Source organism: Paenibacillus sp. Y568 (genome assembly GCF_059445545.1).
Genome location: NZ_JCAIUM010000009.1, coordinates 106,911 through 122,480 on the forward strand (window position 1 = coordinate 106,911; position 15,570 = coordinate 122,480).

At 43.3% G+C, this 15,570-nt stretch carries 14 protein-coding genes; 12 read left to right on the forward strand and 2 right to left on the reverse strand.

Features of this window, described 5'->3' with window-relative positions; translation table 11 throughout:
- Positions 1-12: 12 nt before the first annotated feature.
- Entirely contained in the window at positions 13-1,956 is a 1,944-nt protein-coding gene (locus tag AC1D7X_RS14385) for an InlB B-repeat-containing protein (RefSeq protein ID WP_495475484.1), read from the forward strand.
- A gap of 171 nt (positions 1,957-2,127) precedes the next feature.
- On the opposite strand, the gene AC1D7X_RS14390 is transcribed toward AC1D7X_RS14385, so the two are convergent.
- Positions 2,128-2,970: a helix-turn-helix domain-containing protein gene (locus AC1D7X_RS14390; RefSeq protein WP_495454860.1), complete on the reverse strand. Its 843-nt coding sequence runs from the start codon at positions 2,968-2,970 to the stop codon at positions 2,128-2,130.
- Between the two features lie 236 nt (positions 2,971-3,206).
- Between AC1D7X_RS14390 and AC1D7X_RS14395 the strand changes: the two genes are divergently transcribed.
- The 5 genes from AC1D7X_RS14395 to gnpA all read left to right on the forward strand — a co-directional run bounded on the left by AC1D7X_RS14395 (position 3,207) and on the right by gnpA (position 8,828).
- Entirely contained in the window at positions 3,207-4,574 is a 1,368-nt protein-coding gene (locus AC1D7X_RS14395) for a carbohydrate ABC transporter substrate-binding protein (protein WP_495454861.1), read from the forward strand.
- 80 nt (positions 4,575-4,654) lie between these two features.
- On the forward strand, positions 4,655-5,548 hold the full coding sequence (locus AC1D7X_RS14400; protein ID WP_495454862.1) for a carbohydrate ABC transporter permease: 894 nt from the start codon (positions 4,655-4,657) through the stop codon (positions 5,546-5,548).
- 12 nt (positions 5,549-5,560) lie between these two features.
- On the forward strand, positions 5,561-6,454 hold the full coding sequence (locus tag AC1D7X_RS14405) for a carbohydrate ABC transporter permease (protein ID WP_495454863.1): 894 nt from the start codon (positions 5,561-5,563) through the stop codon (positions 6,452-6,454).
- A 10-nt stretch (positions 6,455-6,464) separates the two neighbouring features.
- The gene (locus tag AC1D7X_RS14410) at positions 6,465-6,644 is read left to right on the forward strand and encodes a DUF6903 family protein (RefSeq protein WP_495454864.1); all 180 of its coding nucleotides are present in this window, start codon (positions 6,465-6,467) and stop codon (positions 6,642-6,644) included.
- 15 nt (positions 6,645-6,659) lie between these two features.
- On the forward strand, positions 6,660-8,828 hold the full coding sequence (gene gnpA / locus AC1D7X_RS14415; RefSeq protein ID WP_495454865.1) for a 1,3-beta-galactosyl-N-acetylhexosamine phosphorylase: 2,169 nt from the start codon (positions 6,660-6,662) through the stop codon (positions 8,826-8,828).
- A gap of 145 nt (positions 8,829-8,973) precedes the next feature.
- On the opposite strand, the gene AC1D7X_RS14420 is transcribed toward gnpA, so the two are convergent.
- A complete protein-coding gene (locus tag AC1D7X_RS14420) occupies positions 8,974-10,017 on the reverse strand; it encodes an SIS domain-containing protein (protein ID WP_495454866.1) in 1,044 nt (347 codons plus the stop codon).
- 258 nt (positions 10,018-10,275) lie between these two features.
- Here AC1D7X_RS14420 and nagA point away from each other — a divergent pair, with 258 nt between their 5' ends.
- The 6 genes from nagA to AC1D7X_RS14450 all read left to right on the forward strand — a co-directional run bounded on the left by nagA (position 10,276) and on the right by AC1D7X_RS14450 (position 15,444).
- Complete coding sequence (gene nagA, locus AC1D7X_RS14425) at positions 10,276-11,490, forward strand: N-acetylglucosamine-6-phosphate deacetylase (RefSeq protein ID WP_495454867.1); 1,215 nt, start codon at positions 10,276-10,278, stop codon at positions 11,488-11,490.
- Positions 11,491-11,516: 26 nt separating this feature from the next.
- A complete protein-coding gene (locus tag AC1D7X_RS14430; protein ID WP_495454868.1) occupies positions 11,517-12,497 on the forward strand; it encodes an ROK family protein in 981 nt (326 codons plus the stop codon).
- A gap of 37 nt (positions 12,498-12,534) precedes the next feature.
- Positions 12,535-13,401, forward strand: coding sequence for a class II fructose-1,6-bisphosphate aldolase (gene fba, locus AC1D7X_RS14435; RefSeq protein ID WP_495475485.1), 867 nt, complete (start codon positions 12,535-12,537; stop codon positions 13,399-13,401).
- On the forward strand, positions 13,371-14,327 hold the full coding sequence (gene pfkB / locus AC1D7X_RS14440) for a 1-phosphofructokinase (protein ID WP_495475486.1): 957 nt from the start codon (positions 13,371-13,373) through the stop codon (positions 14,325-14,327). The genes fba and pfkB overlap by 31 nt, the downstream gene beginning before the upstream one ends.
- Positions 14,328-14,441: 114 nt before the next feature.
- Positions 14,442-15,248 (forward strand): DeoR/GlpR family DNA-binding transcription regulator, encoded by an 807-nt coding sequence (locus AC1D7X_RS14445; protein WP_495454871.1) that lies wholly within the window; start codon positions 14,442-14,444, stop codon positions 15,246-15,248.
- A 112-nt stretch (positions 15,249-15,360) separates the two neighbouring features.
- On the forward strand, positions 15,361-15,444 hold the full coding sequence (locus tag AC1D7X_RS14450; RefSeq protein WP_373887467.1) for a putative holin-like toxin: 84 nt from the start codon (positions 15,361-15,363) through the stop codon (positions 15,442-15,444).
- The last annotated feature ends 126 nt before the right edge of the window (positions 15,445-15,570 follow it).

The window sequence follows — 15,570 nt, forward strand, 5'->3', positions numbered from 1 at the left end:
GGTACGGCAACATTGAATGGATCCCCCTTTACGAGTGGTACACCTGTCACAGCAGAAGGTGTATACACTCTAATTGTTACAGCAGGAATTGAGTCAGAAATGGTGCGATTTACGATAGACAAAACTCCTCCGACGAGTAAAATAGTTGTGAATGATGGCAAAGCCTTTACGAATAAATCGAATGTAGTGGTTGAAGTGACACCAGCAACAGGCGTAACCGATATTGCAACTATCAAATATGCAGTCAATGGATCAGCACCAACGACGATTGCTTACAGTAGTAGCTTCTTACTTCCTATAGGAAGTGTCGATGGAGCAAAAGCAGTAACGATACAGCTCATAGATGGGGCAGGAAATGAATCTCCCCCATACACGTCAACCATTACACTACATACGGTAGCCCCAACGGGCACTGTAGTTATTAATAACGGAGATGCGTATACAACAGAGCAAGAAGTAAATCTTGCGATCACACCCGCGGTAGGAGTGACGGATGTCGTGTATGTAAAGTTCTCCGGTGACAATCTGACTTGGTCAGCTAATGAGTTGTATATAGCAGGCAAGACATATACATTTACATTGCCAACAGGGGATGATTACAAGACAGTTTATGTACAGTTTATTGATCATGCAGGCACTGTCGGCTCAGCTCAAGATAGTATTATTCTTGATATGACAGCTCCGATCGTCCAAGGTGTAGAAGATGGAGAGAGCTATAGTTCTTCACGAACAATTACATTTAATGAAGGTACCGCAACATTAAACGGCAATTCCTTTATAAGCGGATCGCCTATAGATGTTGAAGATTCCTATGAACTTATTGTTACAGATGCTGCAGGTAACTCGATTACCATTACATTCAGCATCTTAAAATATAGAGTAAGCTACGATGGAAATGGAGCTACTGGAGGAATCGTACCCATAGATAGTCAAACCTATGAGACTGGGAAAAGTGTAACAGTAGCTAATAATACTGGAAGTCTAGTCAAAACGGGATTTACCTTTAAGGGTTGGAATACCGAAGCAGATGGAAGTGGGACAAATTATGTGGTGAATGATGCTTTCAATATAAGCACAGCTAAGGTCATCCTATATGCAGCCTGGAATATTAATCATTATACATTGACTTTTGAGTCACATGGAGGAAGTATCGTAGCGACTCAGAATGAATCATACAATGAAACGGCAACTGAACCGAGTGCACCAACGAAGCCAGGTTATACATTTGGTGGTTGGTATAAAGAGACAACATTAACAAACCAGTGGATCTTCTCGAAGGATCTGGTCACAGCGAATACGACGTTGTATGCAAAATGGATGGGTAATAGTTCCTCTGGAAATAATGGAGGAGGTTATATTCCAACAGCCTCACCAACTTTAACGGTGTATTTTGAAACCAATGGCGGGAACGTTATAGTCAATCTATCTGTAGTAAATAATTCAAGGTTAGCAGAGCTTCCAACACCCACTAAGGAAGGATTTATATTTGGAGGTTGGTATCAAGATGTTGCGTTGAACCAAAAGTGGGATATTATAACCGATCGTGTGACAAAAAATACAAAATTGTATGCGAAATGGATTGCAAACACTTCCCCAGATCCAAAGCCGACTTTGAGTTTTAATGACACTTCGGGACATTGGACACAAAGAATGATTGAGGAATTAGCTAGTCAAGGTATGATTACGGGGTATCCAGACGGCTCGTTCCAACCGAATGAATCAATCCAGAGACAACATATGGCCCTGATATTCATGCGTGCTTTTGAGTTCGAACCAATACGTGAGGCGGTAGCTTTTTCTGATGTATCACCAAGCCATCCGTACTATAAAGCCATTACTTTACTACAACAAGCAGGAATTGTAGATGGATCCGATGGTAGATTTAATCCAAATGAACCCGTGACACGTGCAGAGTTTGTCGCAATGATATATAGAGCATTGAATCTGACAAAGTAAAGAGGAGTAAAAGAAAGGCTCTTCTAGCGAAGGTTGAACTGTGACCGTATTTGTGGAGAGTTGGAAAAAGAAGACCTTTCTTAGTCAGTGAGTAGATGACTTCTGAATTTATCAGGAGTCATCTTTTTTAATGCCCATTTGCAACGTTCAGAATTATTGAAATCCATATAGTCATTGAACTACTCTCTTGGTCTGAATTCGGTAATCGCTTGGAGTTAGACCGCAGCTCCGGCGGAAACTTTGAGAGAAATAGCTTTGAGAGGAAAATCCAGTAGATTCCGCTACTTGTGAAATAGAAAGATCCGTGGTTTCTAATAGCTCCTTGCTCGCACGAAGCCTGACCTCAATTAAATAGTTAATGGGCGACATGCCATAGAACTTCGCAAACGTATGTACTAGATAATACTTACTGAGATGTGCCTTTTCTGCCAGATAGTCAAGCGAGATCTCCTCCGCAAAGTTCGAGTCGATATACCGCTTGATCCGACTACATACTTTGTTAGCCCTTTGGGTAGCCACGACGGAGAATGGATGACCAGAGCTTCTCATTAAAATAATGATAACAACCTCGAGTAAGTTTTGACAGATGGCTTCATAATTTTCATCCTTGTTTTCTGTTTCCCGAAGCATTGCTTTGAAATAGAAGAATAGCTCATCTCTCTGATTTCGATAATTGATGATCTCATGATTCCGGCTACCACTTCGATCCCCGAAGTCAAAGCTTAATCCCTCAACTCCAAGCACAACATACTCTAGAGGATCGCTACTAACAGATACCTCGGTATGCTCCACGTTCGGGTTCACGATGACAAGATCGTCCTGTTGCACGGGATAGATTTCGTTCTCTACAATGAAATTCCCACGTCCGCTTCGAACGTAAAACAGTTCTGAGAAATTATGAGAATGGCGCATGCTGTACCAATCACCTTCATAAATTGCGGAACTGACATAGATCAATCTAGCGGCGATCTCTCCACGTCCCTCTCCGGGCAGCCAATAACGTACATTTCCCAAATCGAGTCAGTCCTCTCCAATTATATAAGTTTACTTTACCACATCCACTAGACTTCATAATAATGAATTGGAATAGTTTTCAATTTATATATTTGTAATAAAAGCAAGATATATAAAATGAACGGCAACATGTATGTAGAAATAAAGCGGTTCCATGGGATAAGATAAATGAGTAGAGAGACTCACTTATATGCGATTACAAAGCACTAATCAAATGATAAATGCGGAGGGGTATTATGAGAAAAATTGTTAGCCTTACACTTACAGCTGCACTGACTATTAGCCTTACAGCCTGTGGCAGTAATTCTGAAAGTGGTTCTAATTCCACACCAGCAAATTCCTCCAATAAGCCAGCGAGTTCAACTCCGTCTGCTGAATCTCGTACTCTTAAGTTAGCTGCTTTAGAAACCGCTTATGGATCTGATGTATGGAAAGAGATTACAGCAGGATTTGAAAAAGCTAATGCGGGTGTGAAAGTAGAAACTACGATTGACAAAAGTCTTGAAGATGTCATTGGACCTAGTATGAAAACAGGAGACTTCCCTGACGTTATCCATCTTGCAGTAGGTCAGCCCAAAGGATTGACAGAAACCTTTATTAAAGATAATAACATGACTGATCTTACAGACGTGCTTTCGATGACGGTTCCTGGTGAGAGTGTTACTGTGAAGGATAAAATTATCCCTGGGTTTACGGATACAACCATTACGAATCCTTATGGGGATGGCAAGACCTTTCTGATGCCAATGTTCTATAGTCCAACGGGACTGTTCTATAATGCTGGCTTACTTGAGCAGAAGGGCTGGGCCGTTCCTACCACTTGGGACGAAATGTGGGCATTAGGCGACAAAGCTAAGGCTGAGGGAATTGCATTGTTCTCTTATCCAACTACGGGTTACTTCGATTCATTCTTCTATGCATTACTTAACGAAGTGGGGGGTCCCGAATTCTTCACTAAAGCGATGAATTACACGGAAGGTGTATGGCAATCACCAGAAGCAACGCAAGCTTTTGATATTATCAATAAACTTACGACGTACACTGAGAAAACCGTTCCAGCCAATGGCAATAAAGATAACTTTGTTAAAAACCAACAGCTTATTTTGGATAACAAGGCTCTCTTCATGCCAAACGGAACTTGGGTAGTAGGTGAAATGGCTAAAGCCCCTCGTGCAGAAGGATTTAAATGGGGATTCACGGCTCTTCCAGCTGTAAAAGAGGGCGGGGATCGCTTCTCCTATACCTTCTTTGAACAAATCTGGGTTCCTGCGAAGGCTGAGAATGCAGATCTAGCTAAACAATTTATTGCATATCTTTATTCCGATGAAGCAGCTGCTATTTTTGCTAAAGTAGGCGCAGTTCAACCGATTAAAGATATGGCTAGTAAATTGGACGGTGACAATAAACTCTTCTATAGCATCTATGACACAGGTGCAAAAGCGGCTATGGGTGCATTTGCTACAACCGATCCTGTGGAAGGTGTAAGCATCTCGGATACGGTATTTGGTACACTGGATTCCCTTGTGACAAAAGCTAAGACACAAGCTGAGTGGGTTGAATCCATTACGAAAGCAAGCGATGCATTACGTGGGGCGTTGAAATAAATAAAGCCAATCAATCTATGAATAATGGTGGCATGCGAAAGCTGCCACCGTTATTTTTACCTTAGGAAGGAGATAGATATATGGACATCAAGAAAGGACAAGGGCGTTTTATTTTCTTCTGTCTTGCTCCCGCCGTAATCCTATTCATAGTTTTTCTAATCATACCAACGATCGATGTATTTCGAATGTCCACTTACAAATGGGGTGGATATACAGATGAGAAGACCTTTGTAGGGCTGCAAAACTTCACGAAACTTTTTCATAGTGATAAATTCTATCAAGCGTTTCAGAACAGTCTTTTACTTATCATATTAGTTACCATTGTTACCTTTGCTTTTGCACTTGTGTTTGCATCGATGCTTTCTCGTGAAAAGATTAAAGGGCAAGATTTCTTACGAGTCGTCTTCTACATTCCGAATATATTGTCTGTTGTCGTTATCAGTGCCATTTTCTCGGCAATATATGATCCGAATAGCGGACTGCTAAATGCATTCTTAAATTTATTCCGTAGCGCAACGTCAGACCCTACACTGTGGCTGGGCGATCAGAAAATCGTTATTTTCTCCCTCGCAGGTGCTATGATCTGGCAGGCTATCGGTTATTACATGGTTATGTATATGGCTAGTATGGCGAATGTCCCTGAAAGTTTATATGAATCTGCTGAACTCGAGGGTGCTGGGCGGATGCATCAATTCTTCACCATTACGATCCCGTTAATCTGGACGAATATTCGTACCACGCTTACCTTCTTCGTCATCAGTACGATCAATATGAGTTTCCTATTCGTGATGGCGATGACCGGAGGGGGACCTGATGGCTCCACTGAGGTATTCCTGAGCTATATGTACAAAGAGGCTTATACCAACTCTTCGTATGGTTACGGTATGGCAATCGGTGTTATTGTGTTCCTGTTCTCATTCGCACTAGCGGCTATCCTGAACGCAGTCACCAAACGCGACCATTTGGAATATTAAGGAGGCGACAACTTGAAGAATAATAAACTCGCACATCATGGCGTCAGCGATAAGTTCTATAAGGGCTTCATCTATGTTGTACTGTTCGCACTAGCAATTATCATTATCGTCCCTGTAGCTTGGGCGTTCATGGCCTCCATCAAACAGGATATAGAGTTCTACGCAAGTCCCTGGGCGCTTCCGAAAGGATTCTATCTACAGAACTTTGCGGATGCTTGGCAAAAAGCGAAGATGGGCAGTTACATGCTCAACTCCGTTATCGTAACAGTGATTGCGATTGGCCTTTTACTCGTCATTGCATTACCAGCAGCTTATGTGCTGGCACGGTATAAATTCAAAGGAAGCGTCATCTTGAATTTGATGTTTATGGCCGGTTTATTTATCAACGTGAACTATATTGTCGTTCCGATCTTTCTCATGCTTAATAACGGCGACAAGGTTGCCCGTACTCTTTTCGGACACCCGATATTCCTGAATAATTTATTCGTTCTAGCAATTGTCTATGCTGCAATGGCACTTCCTTTCACAGTCTACCTATTGTCGGGCTATTTCAAATCATTGCCCAGGGAATATGAAGAAGCAGCTTCTGTAGATGGTGCAGGCTATTTCCGAACGATGGTACAGATTATTATGCCAATGGCTAAACCTAGCATTGTGACTGTTATCTTGTTTAATTTCCTTTCTTTCTGGAACGAATATATCATTTCGATGACTTTACTAACAAAGCCGGGATTTCGAACGTTGCCAGTCGGTTTAATGAACTTGATGGCCGCTCAGAAATCAGCCGTCCAATATGGTCAAATGTATGCAGGTCTAGTACTAGTAATGCTGCCAACCCTTATTCTTTATATTCTGGTTCAAAAGAAGCTAACCCAAGGCATGACCATGGGCGGGCTGAAAGGTTAAGGTGCTACTTATGGGTGAATCCATGCGGAATTTGTTGCGTCATTTGTTGATACTAATTGTCTTTATCTTCGCTATAGTACTCGTTATTATTGGGCAAAAAAATATTGGTGCACCCGGGCTCGGAACGATGCTACTGGGATTAGCACTTCTAATAGGTCTTCTCTGGTTCTATAATCGCAAATATAAATAAAAGGAGTTATACAACATGAAAAAAGGACGGGTCACGATTCCTACGGATCTAGATGTTATTCCTCAAACAAAAGAAGTCATGAAGCGATGGGGCGCAGACGCTATACGCGATTGCGATGGTACGGACTTCCCCGCAGAATTGCGTGATATCGATGCCAAGGTGTATTCCACGTACTATACGACTCGTAAGGAAAATGGATGGGCACAAGCAAATCCGGATGAGATTCAGCAGATGTATCTTATGACACCTTTCTATACCGCTGAGCAATCTAGTCTTGCTATCCCTTTAATGAAGGGGCTTTATCCAGATATGCTGAAGGTGAATACTCGTGACGATATCACACGTTGGTGGGAAGTCATCGATCGAACCACAGGAGAGGTCATATCCACTGAGCAATGGAACTATAGCGAAGAAACGGGGAACGTCATTATTCAAGCGATTCCCTTCCATGATTATACGGTTAGTTTTCTAGCCTATATCATGTGGGATCCCGTACATATGTACAATGCAGTCACGAATGATTGGGACAACGTTGATCCTCAGATAACCTTTGATGTTCGTCAACCCAAGACGCGTGAGTTCACGATTCAACGATTACGGCAATTTATCGAAGAACATCCCTATGTTAATGTCATTCGTTTCACGACTTTTTTCCATCAGTTCACACTCGTCTTTGATGAGCTAGCACGCGAGAAGTATGTTGATTGGTATGGATATTCCGCATCCGTTAGTCCATATATTCTTGAGCAATTTGAACAAGAAGTTGACTATCCGTTTAGAGCTGAATATATCATTGATCAGGGTTATTTTAATAATAACTATCGTATTCCAACCAAGGAGTTCCAAGACTTTCAGGCATTCCAACGGCGCGAGGTTGCTGTACTTGCTAAGGAATTAGTCGATATTACACATGAATATGGGAAGGAAGCGATGATGTTCCTTGGCGATCATTGGATTGGTACCGAACCGTTTATGGAAGAGTTCTCAACCATTGGGGTAGATGCTGTCGTTGGTAGTGTAGGGAATGGTTCTACACTTCGGTTGATTAGTGATATACCAGGCGTGAATTATACAGAGGGACGTTTCCTACCTTATTTCTTCCCTGATACATTCTATGAGGGTGGAGATCCTGTACGCGAAGCCAAAGTGAACTGGGTTACTGCAAGACGTGCCATCCTCCGCAAGCCGATTGATCGAATTGGGTATGGGGGATATCTGAAACTAGCACTAGATTTCCCAGATTTCATGGACTACGTTGAGAGCGTGTGTGATGAATTCCGTACGTTGTACGATAATGTACAAGGAACAACACCCTACAGTGTCAAAACGGTTGCGATCCTCAACTGCTGGGGTAAAATGCGTGCATGGGGTAATCACATGGTTCATCATGCACTCTATCAGAAACAGAATTATAGCTATGCAGGGATCATAGAGACGTTATCGGGTGCACCATTTGATGTCAAATTCATCAGTTTTGAAGATATTAAGAAGGATCCCTCCATTCTTAAAGGAATCGATGTCATCTTGAATGTAGGGGATGGCGATACGGCGTATACCGGAGGGGATTGGTGGCTGGACACAGACATCGTAACAGCAGTGAAGCAATTTGTTCACGATGGTGGTGGATTCATCGGGGTAGGCGAACCCGCAGCTCATCAAGCGAACGGAAGGTACTTTCAGCTTGCAAGCCTCCTTGGTGTAGAACAAGAACGTGGTTTCACCCTCGGTTATGATAAATACAACTGGGAAGAGCAAGATCATTTTATTACAGAAGATTGCGCTGTAGACTCAGATGGAAAGAAGATCATCGATTTCGGTGAAGGTAAGAAGAATATATTCGCTCTCGAAGGCACCACGGTCCTCCGTCAGGTTGATAAAGAAGTTCAACTCGCAGTGAATGAATTCGGTCGTGGACGAGCCGTATATATAAGTGGATTGCCATATAGTTTCGAGAACAGTCGTCTGCTTTACCGTGCGATCCTCTGGAGCGCTCATAGCGACCACGAGCTCAACCGCTGGCTGAGTGAGAACTATAATGTTGAGGTTCACGCCTATGTTAAGAATGGTAAATACTGCGTTGTTAACAACACTTATGAGCCACAGGAAACCGTCGTTTATCGTGGTGATGGTTCTAGCTTCTCCCTCAAGCTCGAAGCGAATGAGATTAAGTGGTACGAAATCTAAACATATGAAAACCAAAGAATAGCACATCACTCATGCGCTATTCTTTGGTTAATGCGCTATATTACATGGTCTAATCTTACATGGTACATATCATGCCAAAAGAACCTTCAGAACATCTCCTGAAGGTTCTCTTTATAGTTAATCTCTACAATTTGACCCAAGCAACGAGACCATCGGGTTGGTCGGGGTTGATGCCCTGACGATCGGCACTTGTTAAAGCGACGATTTGGGGAATGAAGATAAATGGAATACCTTGCACAGCAACATCTAATCGGTTGTCGGAGATGACAGCTAGATCGACAAGTTCTGCAGCTATGGCCTCCGCATGATCAGCGAATGCGATAATCGTGGCACCTCTGTCTTTAATGTCACGCATCAGGTTGCGCTGATGTTCAGTGCCATTGCCAGTGATCGCTGCGATGACAAGTGTATCGGGACCCACAGTTACCATCGGACCATGACGAACGTCCAAGAGGTGGTAAGAATGTGCTTGCACCTTCGCAATTTCAGTTAAAGCGATAGCACCTTCGGAAGCGAGACCTTGAAGTTCGCCATCAGCAAGCACAACGGCATTAGTCCATGCAAAGTCAGCTACTTTACGAATATCATTTTCTATACGTGCCATGTAGGCTTCACCTTGGTCGATCGCCTTCTGGATATCAGCGATAACAACTTCATCGTTGCCGAGGAAGGCGGTCAACATTAGATTGGCTACATAAAGATTGGTTACGGTACGAGTCTGACAGACACTATGGTCAAATGCCCAAGGTAACTCTAGCGATAAATGTGCCTTTTTCGAAAGTGGAGAATCCTTTACGCAGGATAGTGTTAGTACAGCAATAGGCTTATCAGTCTGGAGCAATCGAAGTGCCTCAACTACTTCACTTGTGCTACCCGAACGTGACGGGGCAACCAAGAGAGTATTCTCTAACATAGCCTTGTAACGCTCAGGGTTTAGCATGAGATCGCCACCGGCTAATGCACTTGCCGGAAGTCCTGCACGTAGACGAGTAGAGAATGCAGCGGATTCACTTAAGCAGTAGCTTGATCCGCAGCCAACAAAGGTAACGGAAGTGATGGATTTTGATTTCGCAAAGGAAACAATTTCTTGTCTTTTAGATAGCATGTAGTCATAGGTTTGTTGTAAGGCCGTATATTGTTGTTTAATTTCGCTATAAGTTAGGCTCATGGATAATAACCTCCTAAATAATGTGTTTACCTAATGTGAGTGTAATGCAATTCTTTTATTATTTCAATCATAAAAAAGAAAAATAAAATCAAGAGTTAATTAAACTAGTCAATATTCACCTTTTTAAATGGGCATATTTCTGTATTTTTATTAATATAATCAAAAAAAGATTGATAAAATCAAATATTACGATTATTATAATCATGAAATGAAATAAAACATCAAATTGTTTTTGCCACATATAAGGGAGAAATGTTGATGCAGCATAAAAATACTGAAATTTATAACGCGCGTATTCTAACACCGGATGGCTGGATTGAGAAGGGTAGCCTACTGATCAGGAATGGAACCATTTCACGAATATCAAGTTCTTCTGAAATGCGTGTAGAGGATGAGAGCGAAGACCATGAACGTGTAGATGCCTGTGGAAGGATTTTGCTACCGGGGTTCATCGATATTCATGTTCATGGTGGTGGTGGGTACGATGTCATGCTGGGAAGTGTAGAGCATATTCAAGGTATGTGCAGATTTCATGCTTCTAATGGAACGACTTCATTACTAGCGACGACACTTACTGCGACACATGAAGAAATCGTTGCGGCTCTGGAGTGTGCTGCACAATCGATGAAGAGAGCACGTGAACCAGATGGAGCTAACTTATTAGGCGTCCATCTGGAAGGGCCGTTTCTGAATGTAGCTAGATGTGGGGCACAGAATCCAAATGATCTCCGTGAGCCATCTATTGAAGAATTTGATGTCTTCTGGGCTGCTTCGAAAGGAATCATCAAGCTCATGACGATTGCTCCTGAACTGAACCATGCAGAAGAAGTCATCCGTCATGCTGTACATAAAGGAGTCGTTATCTCCTTGGGACATACGGATTCCGACTTCGAAACGATGCAACGGGCAACGGAGTGGGGTGCTACACAAGTTACACATCTCTTTAACGGGATGAAGCCTTTACATCATAGAGAACCAGGTGCAGCCGGTGGATCACTGATGTTAGATCAATTAGCAGTTGAGCTGATTTGCGATGGTATTCATGTACACCCTAGTCTGATCCAATGGGCTTTCAACATAAAACCAGAGGGAAAAGTTCTTCTGATCACAGATAGTATGTGCGCGGCAGGATGTCCGGATGGAGAATACGTGCTTGGTAAGCTACCGGTCATTATGAAACAAGGCAAGGTGTATTTGAAACAAGAAGATGGAACAGAAGGTGGTCTAGCAGGAAGTTCTCTAACGATGATTGAGGCTTTGGCTAACGCAGTTAAGTTTACAGGAATGGACATTGCAGATCTTGTTCCTGCACTAACCATTCATCCTGCTACACAGATTGGTGTTCACCATGCTAAGGGAACCATTGAGCTGGGTAAGGATGCAGATTTAATCATAGTGAATGAGCATTTCCAAGTGTGTCACACATTTGTGCAAGGCTATCAGGTATACGCTCGTGCGGACTATATTGAGTAGTTGGAAGCGGGAGAGGAGGGATTTCTATGAAATATGTAGCTGGTGTCGATGTTGGTGGTACCAATATTGAGTGCGGCATATTGGATGAACTCGGCAATGTCCTTGTTAAACGTAAATATCCAACCAAGCCTGAAAGAGGCGTAGAGGCTATTCTTGCGAGTATCGCTTTAACGCTTGAACAGCTTGGAGAAGAAGTTGGAATCGCTATTGAGGATATCGAAGTTATTGGTTTAGGGATTCCAGGGCTTGTGGATCCTGAGGCAGGTATTAGTCTTCGGGCAGTTAATCTGAACTGGAATCAAGTACCTGTGGCGGCAAAACTTAAGGATCTTACAGGTAAGCCTGTCTTTATAGATAATGATGTCCGCATGTATGTGTATGGAGAAGCAGTTGCAGGTGCTGGTCGCGGTCATGATTACGTATACGGTATTACCATTGGCACGGGGTTGGCCGCTGCGTTTGTACAACGTGGAGAATTACATCGTGGACACCGCTTCATGGCGGGCGAGATCGGACATGTGCCCATCGATCATGAGAACTATGCTTGCGGCTGTGGAAGAATCGGATGTCTCGAGACGATTGTATCGGCAACGGGGATTGCTCGACAAGCTCAGACGCGAATGGAACAAGGCGAAGCTAGTCTACTTAGCGAGTGGTTTACTGATGTGAAGGATATCCGTTCAAGCGATGTTTCTCGTGCGTGTCTAGCAGGCGACGAATTATCGCGCGATGTACTTGAACATACGGGACGTGCACTCGGGCGTGCACTGGCTTGGGTCGTACCGACGCTCTCGCCCGACGTGATTGTTATTGGTGGTGGCGGGGCATTAGCTGGCGAACTTATTTTTGAACCGATGACAGATGAATTAAATCATAGATTACTTCAGGATTATCGCAATCATTTTACGATTAAGAGTGCAGAACTTAGTGACGATGCCGGCATTATTGGAAGCGCTCTGTGGGCATCACATCAATATAAACAAAGGAAGAGAATTACGACTATATAGCCATTTTATCTGAAAAAAATCTTAGGAGGAACTTATTATGACACTTATCTCATCCACTGAAATGCTACAGATCGCTCGTAGAAATAAATACGCTGTTGGTGCTTTCAACGTTCATACATTAGAAATGCTTCAAGCGGTTGTTGAAGCAGCAGTTGAGACTCAGTCTCCACTCATCATTCAGTCAACGGTTGGAACCGTTAAACACTTAGGGCCTGATTACATTGCGGAAGCTGCAAAAGTTGCTGCTGATCGTACTGGACTACCCATTGCTTTGCACTTGGACCATTGTACCGATTTCTCCACGATTGTTCAGTGTATCCGCGCAGGGTATACGTCGGTGATGATCGACGCTTCTATGTTTGCATTTGAAGAGAACGTAGAACGCACGCTTAAAGTCATGGAAATTGCACTTGCCGCAGGTGTAAATGTGGAAGCGGAACTTGGTAAAGTGGGTGGCGTTGAAGATGATATCGTTGTAGCTGAACACGAGGCGTTGCTCGCTGACCCTGAAGATTGCCGATTGTTTATTGAACGTACAGGTGTGCATACATTGGCGCCAGCCATCGGTACCGCGCATGGTATTTATAAAGGAGAACCCAACATTGATTTTGATCGTATTGCCAAAATTGCTGAGATCGTTGATGTTCCATTGGTTCTACATGGCGGTTCGGGAATTCCAGCTGAGCAAGTGAAGAAGGCAGTAGCGCTAGGTATGTCTAAAATGAACGTAGCTACAGAATTGCGAATCGCATTCTCTAATGCAATTAAAGATGTATTCTCTGTTAATGCGGAAGAGAATGATCCTCGTAAATATATGGTTCCTGCTAAAGAAGCTGTGAAGCGTCTTGCGATGGAGAAGATGGAACTTTGCGGATGTATCGGAAAAGCCGGCGATCTTCGATGATTACAACGGTCACGCTAAATGCGGCCATAGATAAAACGTACTATGTGAATTCGCTTGAGCTAGGCGGTGTGCAACGTGTCGCCCGGCAAATGGATGAGCCAGGTGGCAAAGGTAATAATGTTGCCAAAGTCATCACACTACTCGGTGGCGATGTTACGGCAACTGGATTTGTTGCGGGTAGTAGTGGTTATTTTATAGAAAGTAGCTTACGCAATCGGGGAATTCAAACGTCCTTTGTTCATGTAGCGGGAGAATCACGCGTGTGTCTGAATATCATTGATGAGTCCAATGGAACCTCGACAGAGTTACTTGAACAAGGACCCACAATCGATGACAATCACATTGCGGAGATGAAAGAGACGATACACAGACTTGCCCTGCAATCGAGTGTTATGGTGCTATCCGGCAGTTTACCGCAAGGATCGCCAGCGGATCTCTATGCTGATCTTATTGGGATCATTCAGTCAACTAAGGCACGCGTATTCTTGGACACTAGTGGCGCCGCACTGAATAGCGGACTGCAAGCTCGACCACATTTCGTGAAGCCGAATGAACATGAGCTAGCTGGATGGCTAGGACAAGATCAACTGCAAGAGAATGAATGGGCTGAGGCCGCGCAGAAGCTAGCAGCTGAGGGGATCGCACAAGTATGCGTTACATTGGGTGACAGGGGAGCTATTGCATTCATCGATGGACAAGGGTACCGTGTCATTCCACCAACCATTCATGCCATAAATACGGTTGGTTGTGGCGATTCATTTGTTGCAGGTATGGCGTTCGCAGAAGAACGTGGCGATTCTCCTATAGAGAAGCTACGCATCGCTTCTGCGGCAGCAGCAGCGAATGCCATGTCTGACCAAGCAGGACATATTGACTATAAGCTTTTTCAAGATTACGTTAAGCAGATGCAGGTCATAACCTTATAATGTGCATCGTTGCTCCTGATATTGCAATTGACTTCAGCCTACTTGCAATTTAGTCTTCCATCCTCCAATATTAGGATTAGAATGGATGAGAGGCTGTCATCAAAGGAGAGAGTTATGGAATATTCAAAGGGCGAGCTACGCAGATTGAAAGCTCTAGAACTCATTAAATTGCACGGCAAAATATCAATTCAAGAAATAGTTGAATCTATTGGCTGTTCCGAAGCTACCGCAAGACGTGATCTAGACTTATTGGAGAAATCAGGGCAAATTATTCGTACCATTGGAGGAGCCATCTATGAAGGGGCACTCATGCAATCGGTATCCGAGTTGCCTTTTGCAGATAAACGTTTTTTTCAGCGGCAAGGTAAGGAAAGAATCGCCGAAGTAGCTGCGAAGCTAGTGGTAGAAGGCGATATTGTATGCCTAACGGGAGGAACAACAACGTTTTTCATTGCTAGAGCATTGAAGCAGCATCGCAATATTACGATCGTCACCAATGCCGTGAACATTGCTTCTGAGCTAGCGGATGCAGATGGAGTTCAAGTAGTTGTTATTGGTGGTATCATGCGTGCTAAGAGCTACGAGCTTAGTGGTCCACTTGCGGAAAGTGTCATCGACAAAATCAACGTGACGAAGATGTTTCTAGGGGTAGATGGCGTTTCACTAGGTCACGGTTTTACGATGCATTCTGAGCTGGAAGCTCGCATTGCCCAACTTCTGATAGAACGTTCAAGCGAAGTATATGCCGTATTTGACGAAAGTAAACTTGAGAAAAGCGCTCTGTTTACGATTATCCCATTGCATCGGGCAACGGGAATCATTACAAACAAGCAACCAGAGGGATGGTTCGAAGAAGCATGTAAAGAGCAGCAGATTGCGATTCATACAACGGTTGAAGATGTTGCTATTAACCATAAATAAAAGTTTATTGTAAATTAAACATCTTTACCAGAATTGCATGTAGTCTGATATACTAATTGAGTACAATGGCATAAGGGCGGTCGGCTAATCTCCCGGAAGGGAGGTGATGCTAATGGAGGTATACCAAACTTTGACGCTTATGATTTCATTTGCGACATTGGTTGTGTTAATACTTTCTTTCCATAAAAGGAAATAGACCGCCCCAGTAAGGATTCGGTCTATTTCTGATCACCTTGCAAGCCAACCGCTCTTAGTGCGGATTGTACTGAAGAGTCGTGTTCGCGCACGGCTCTTTATTTAAGTTTATCTTATCATAGTCAAA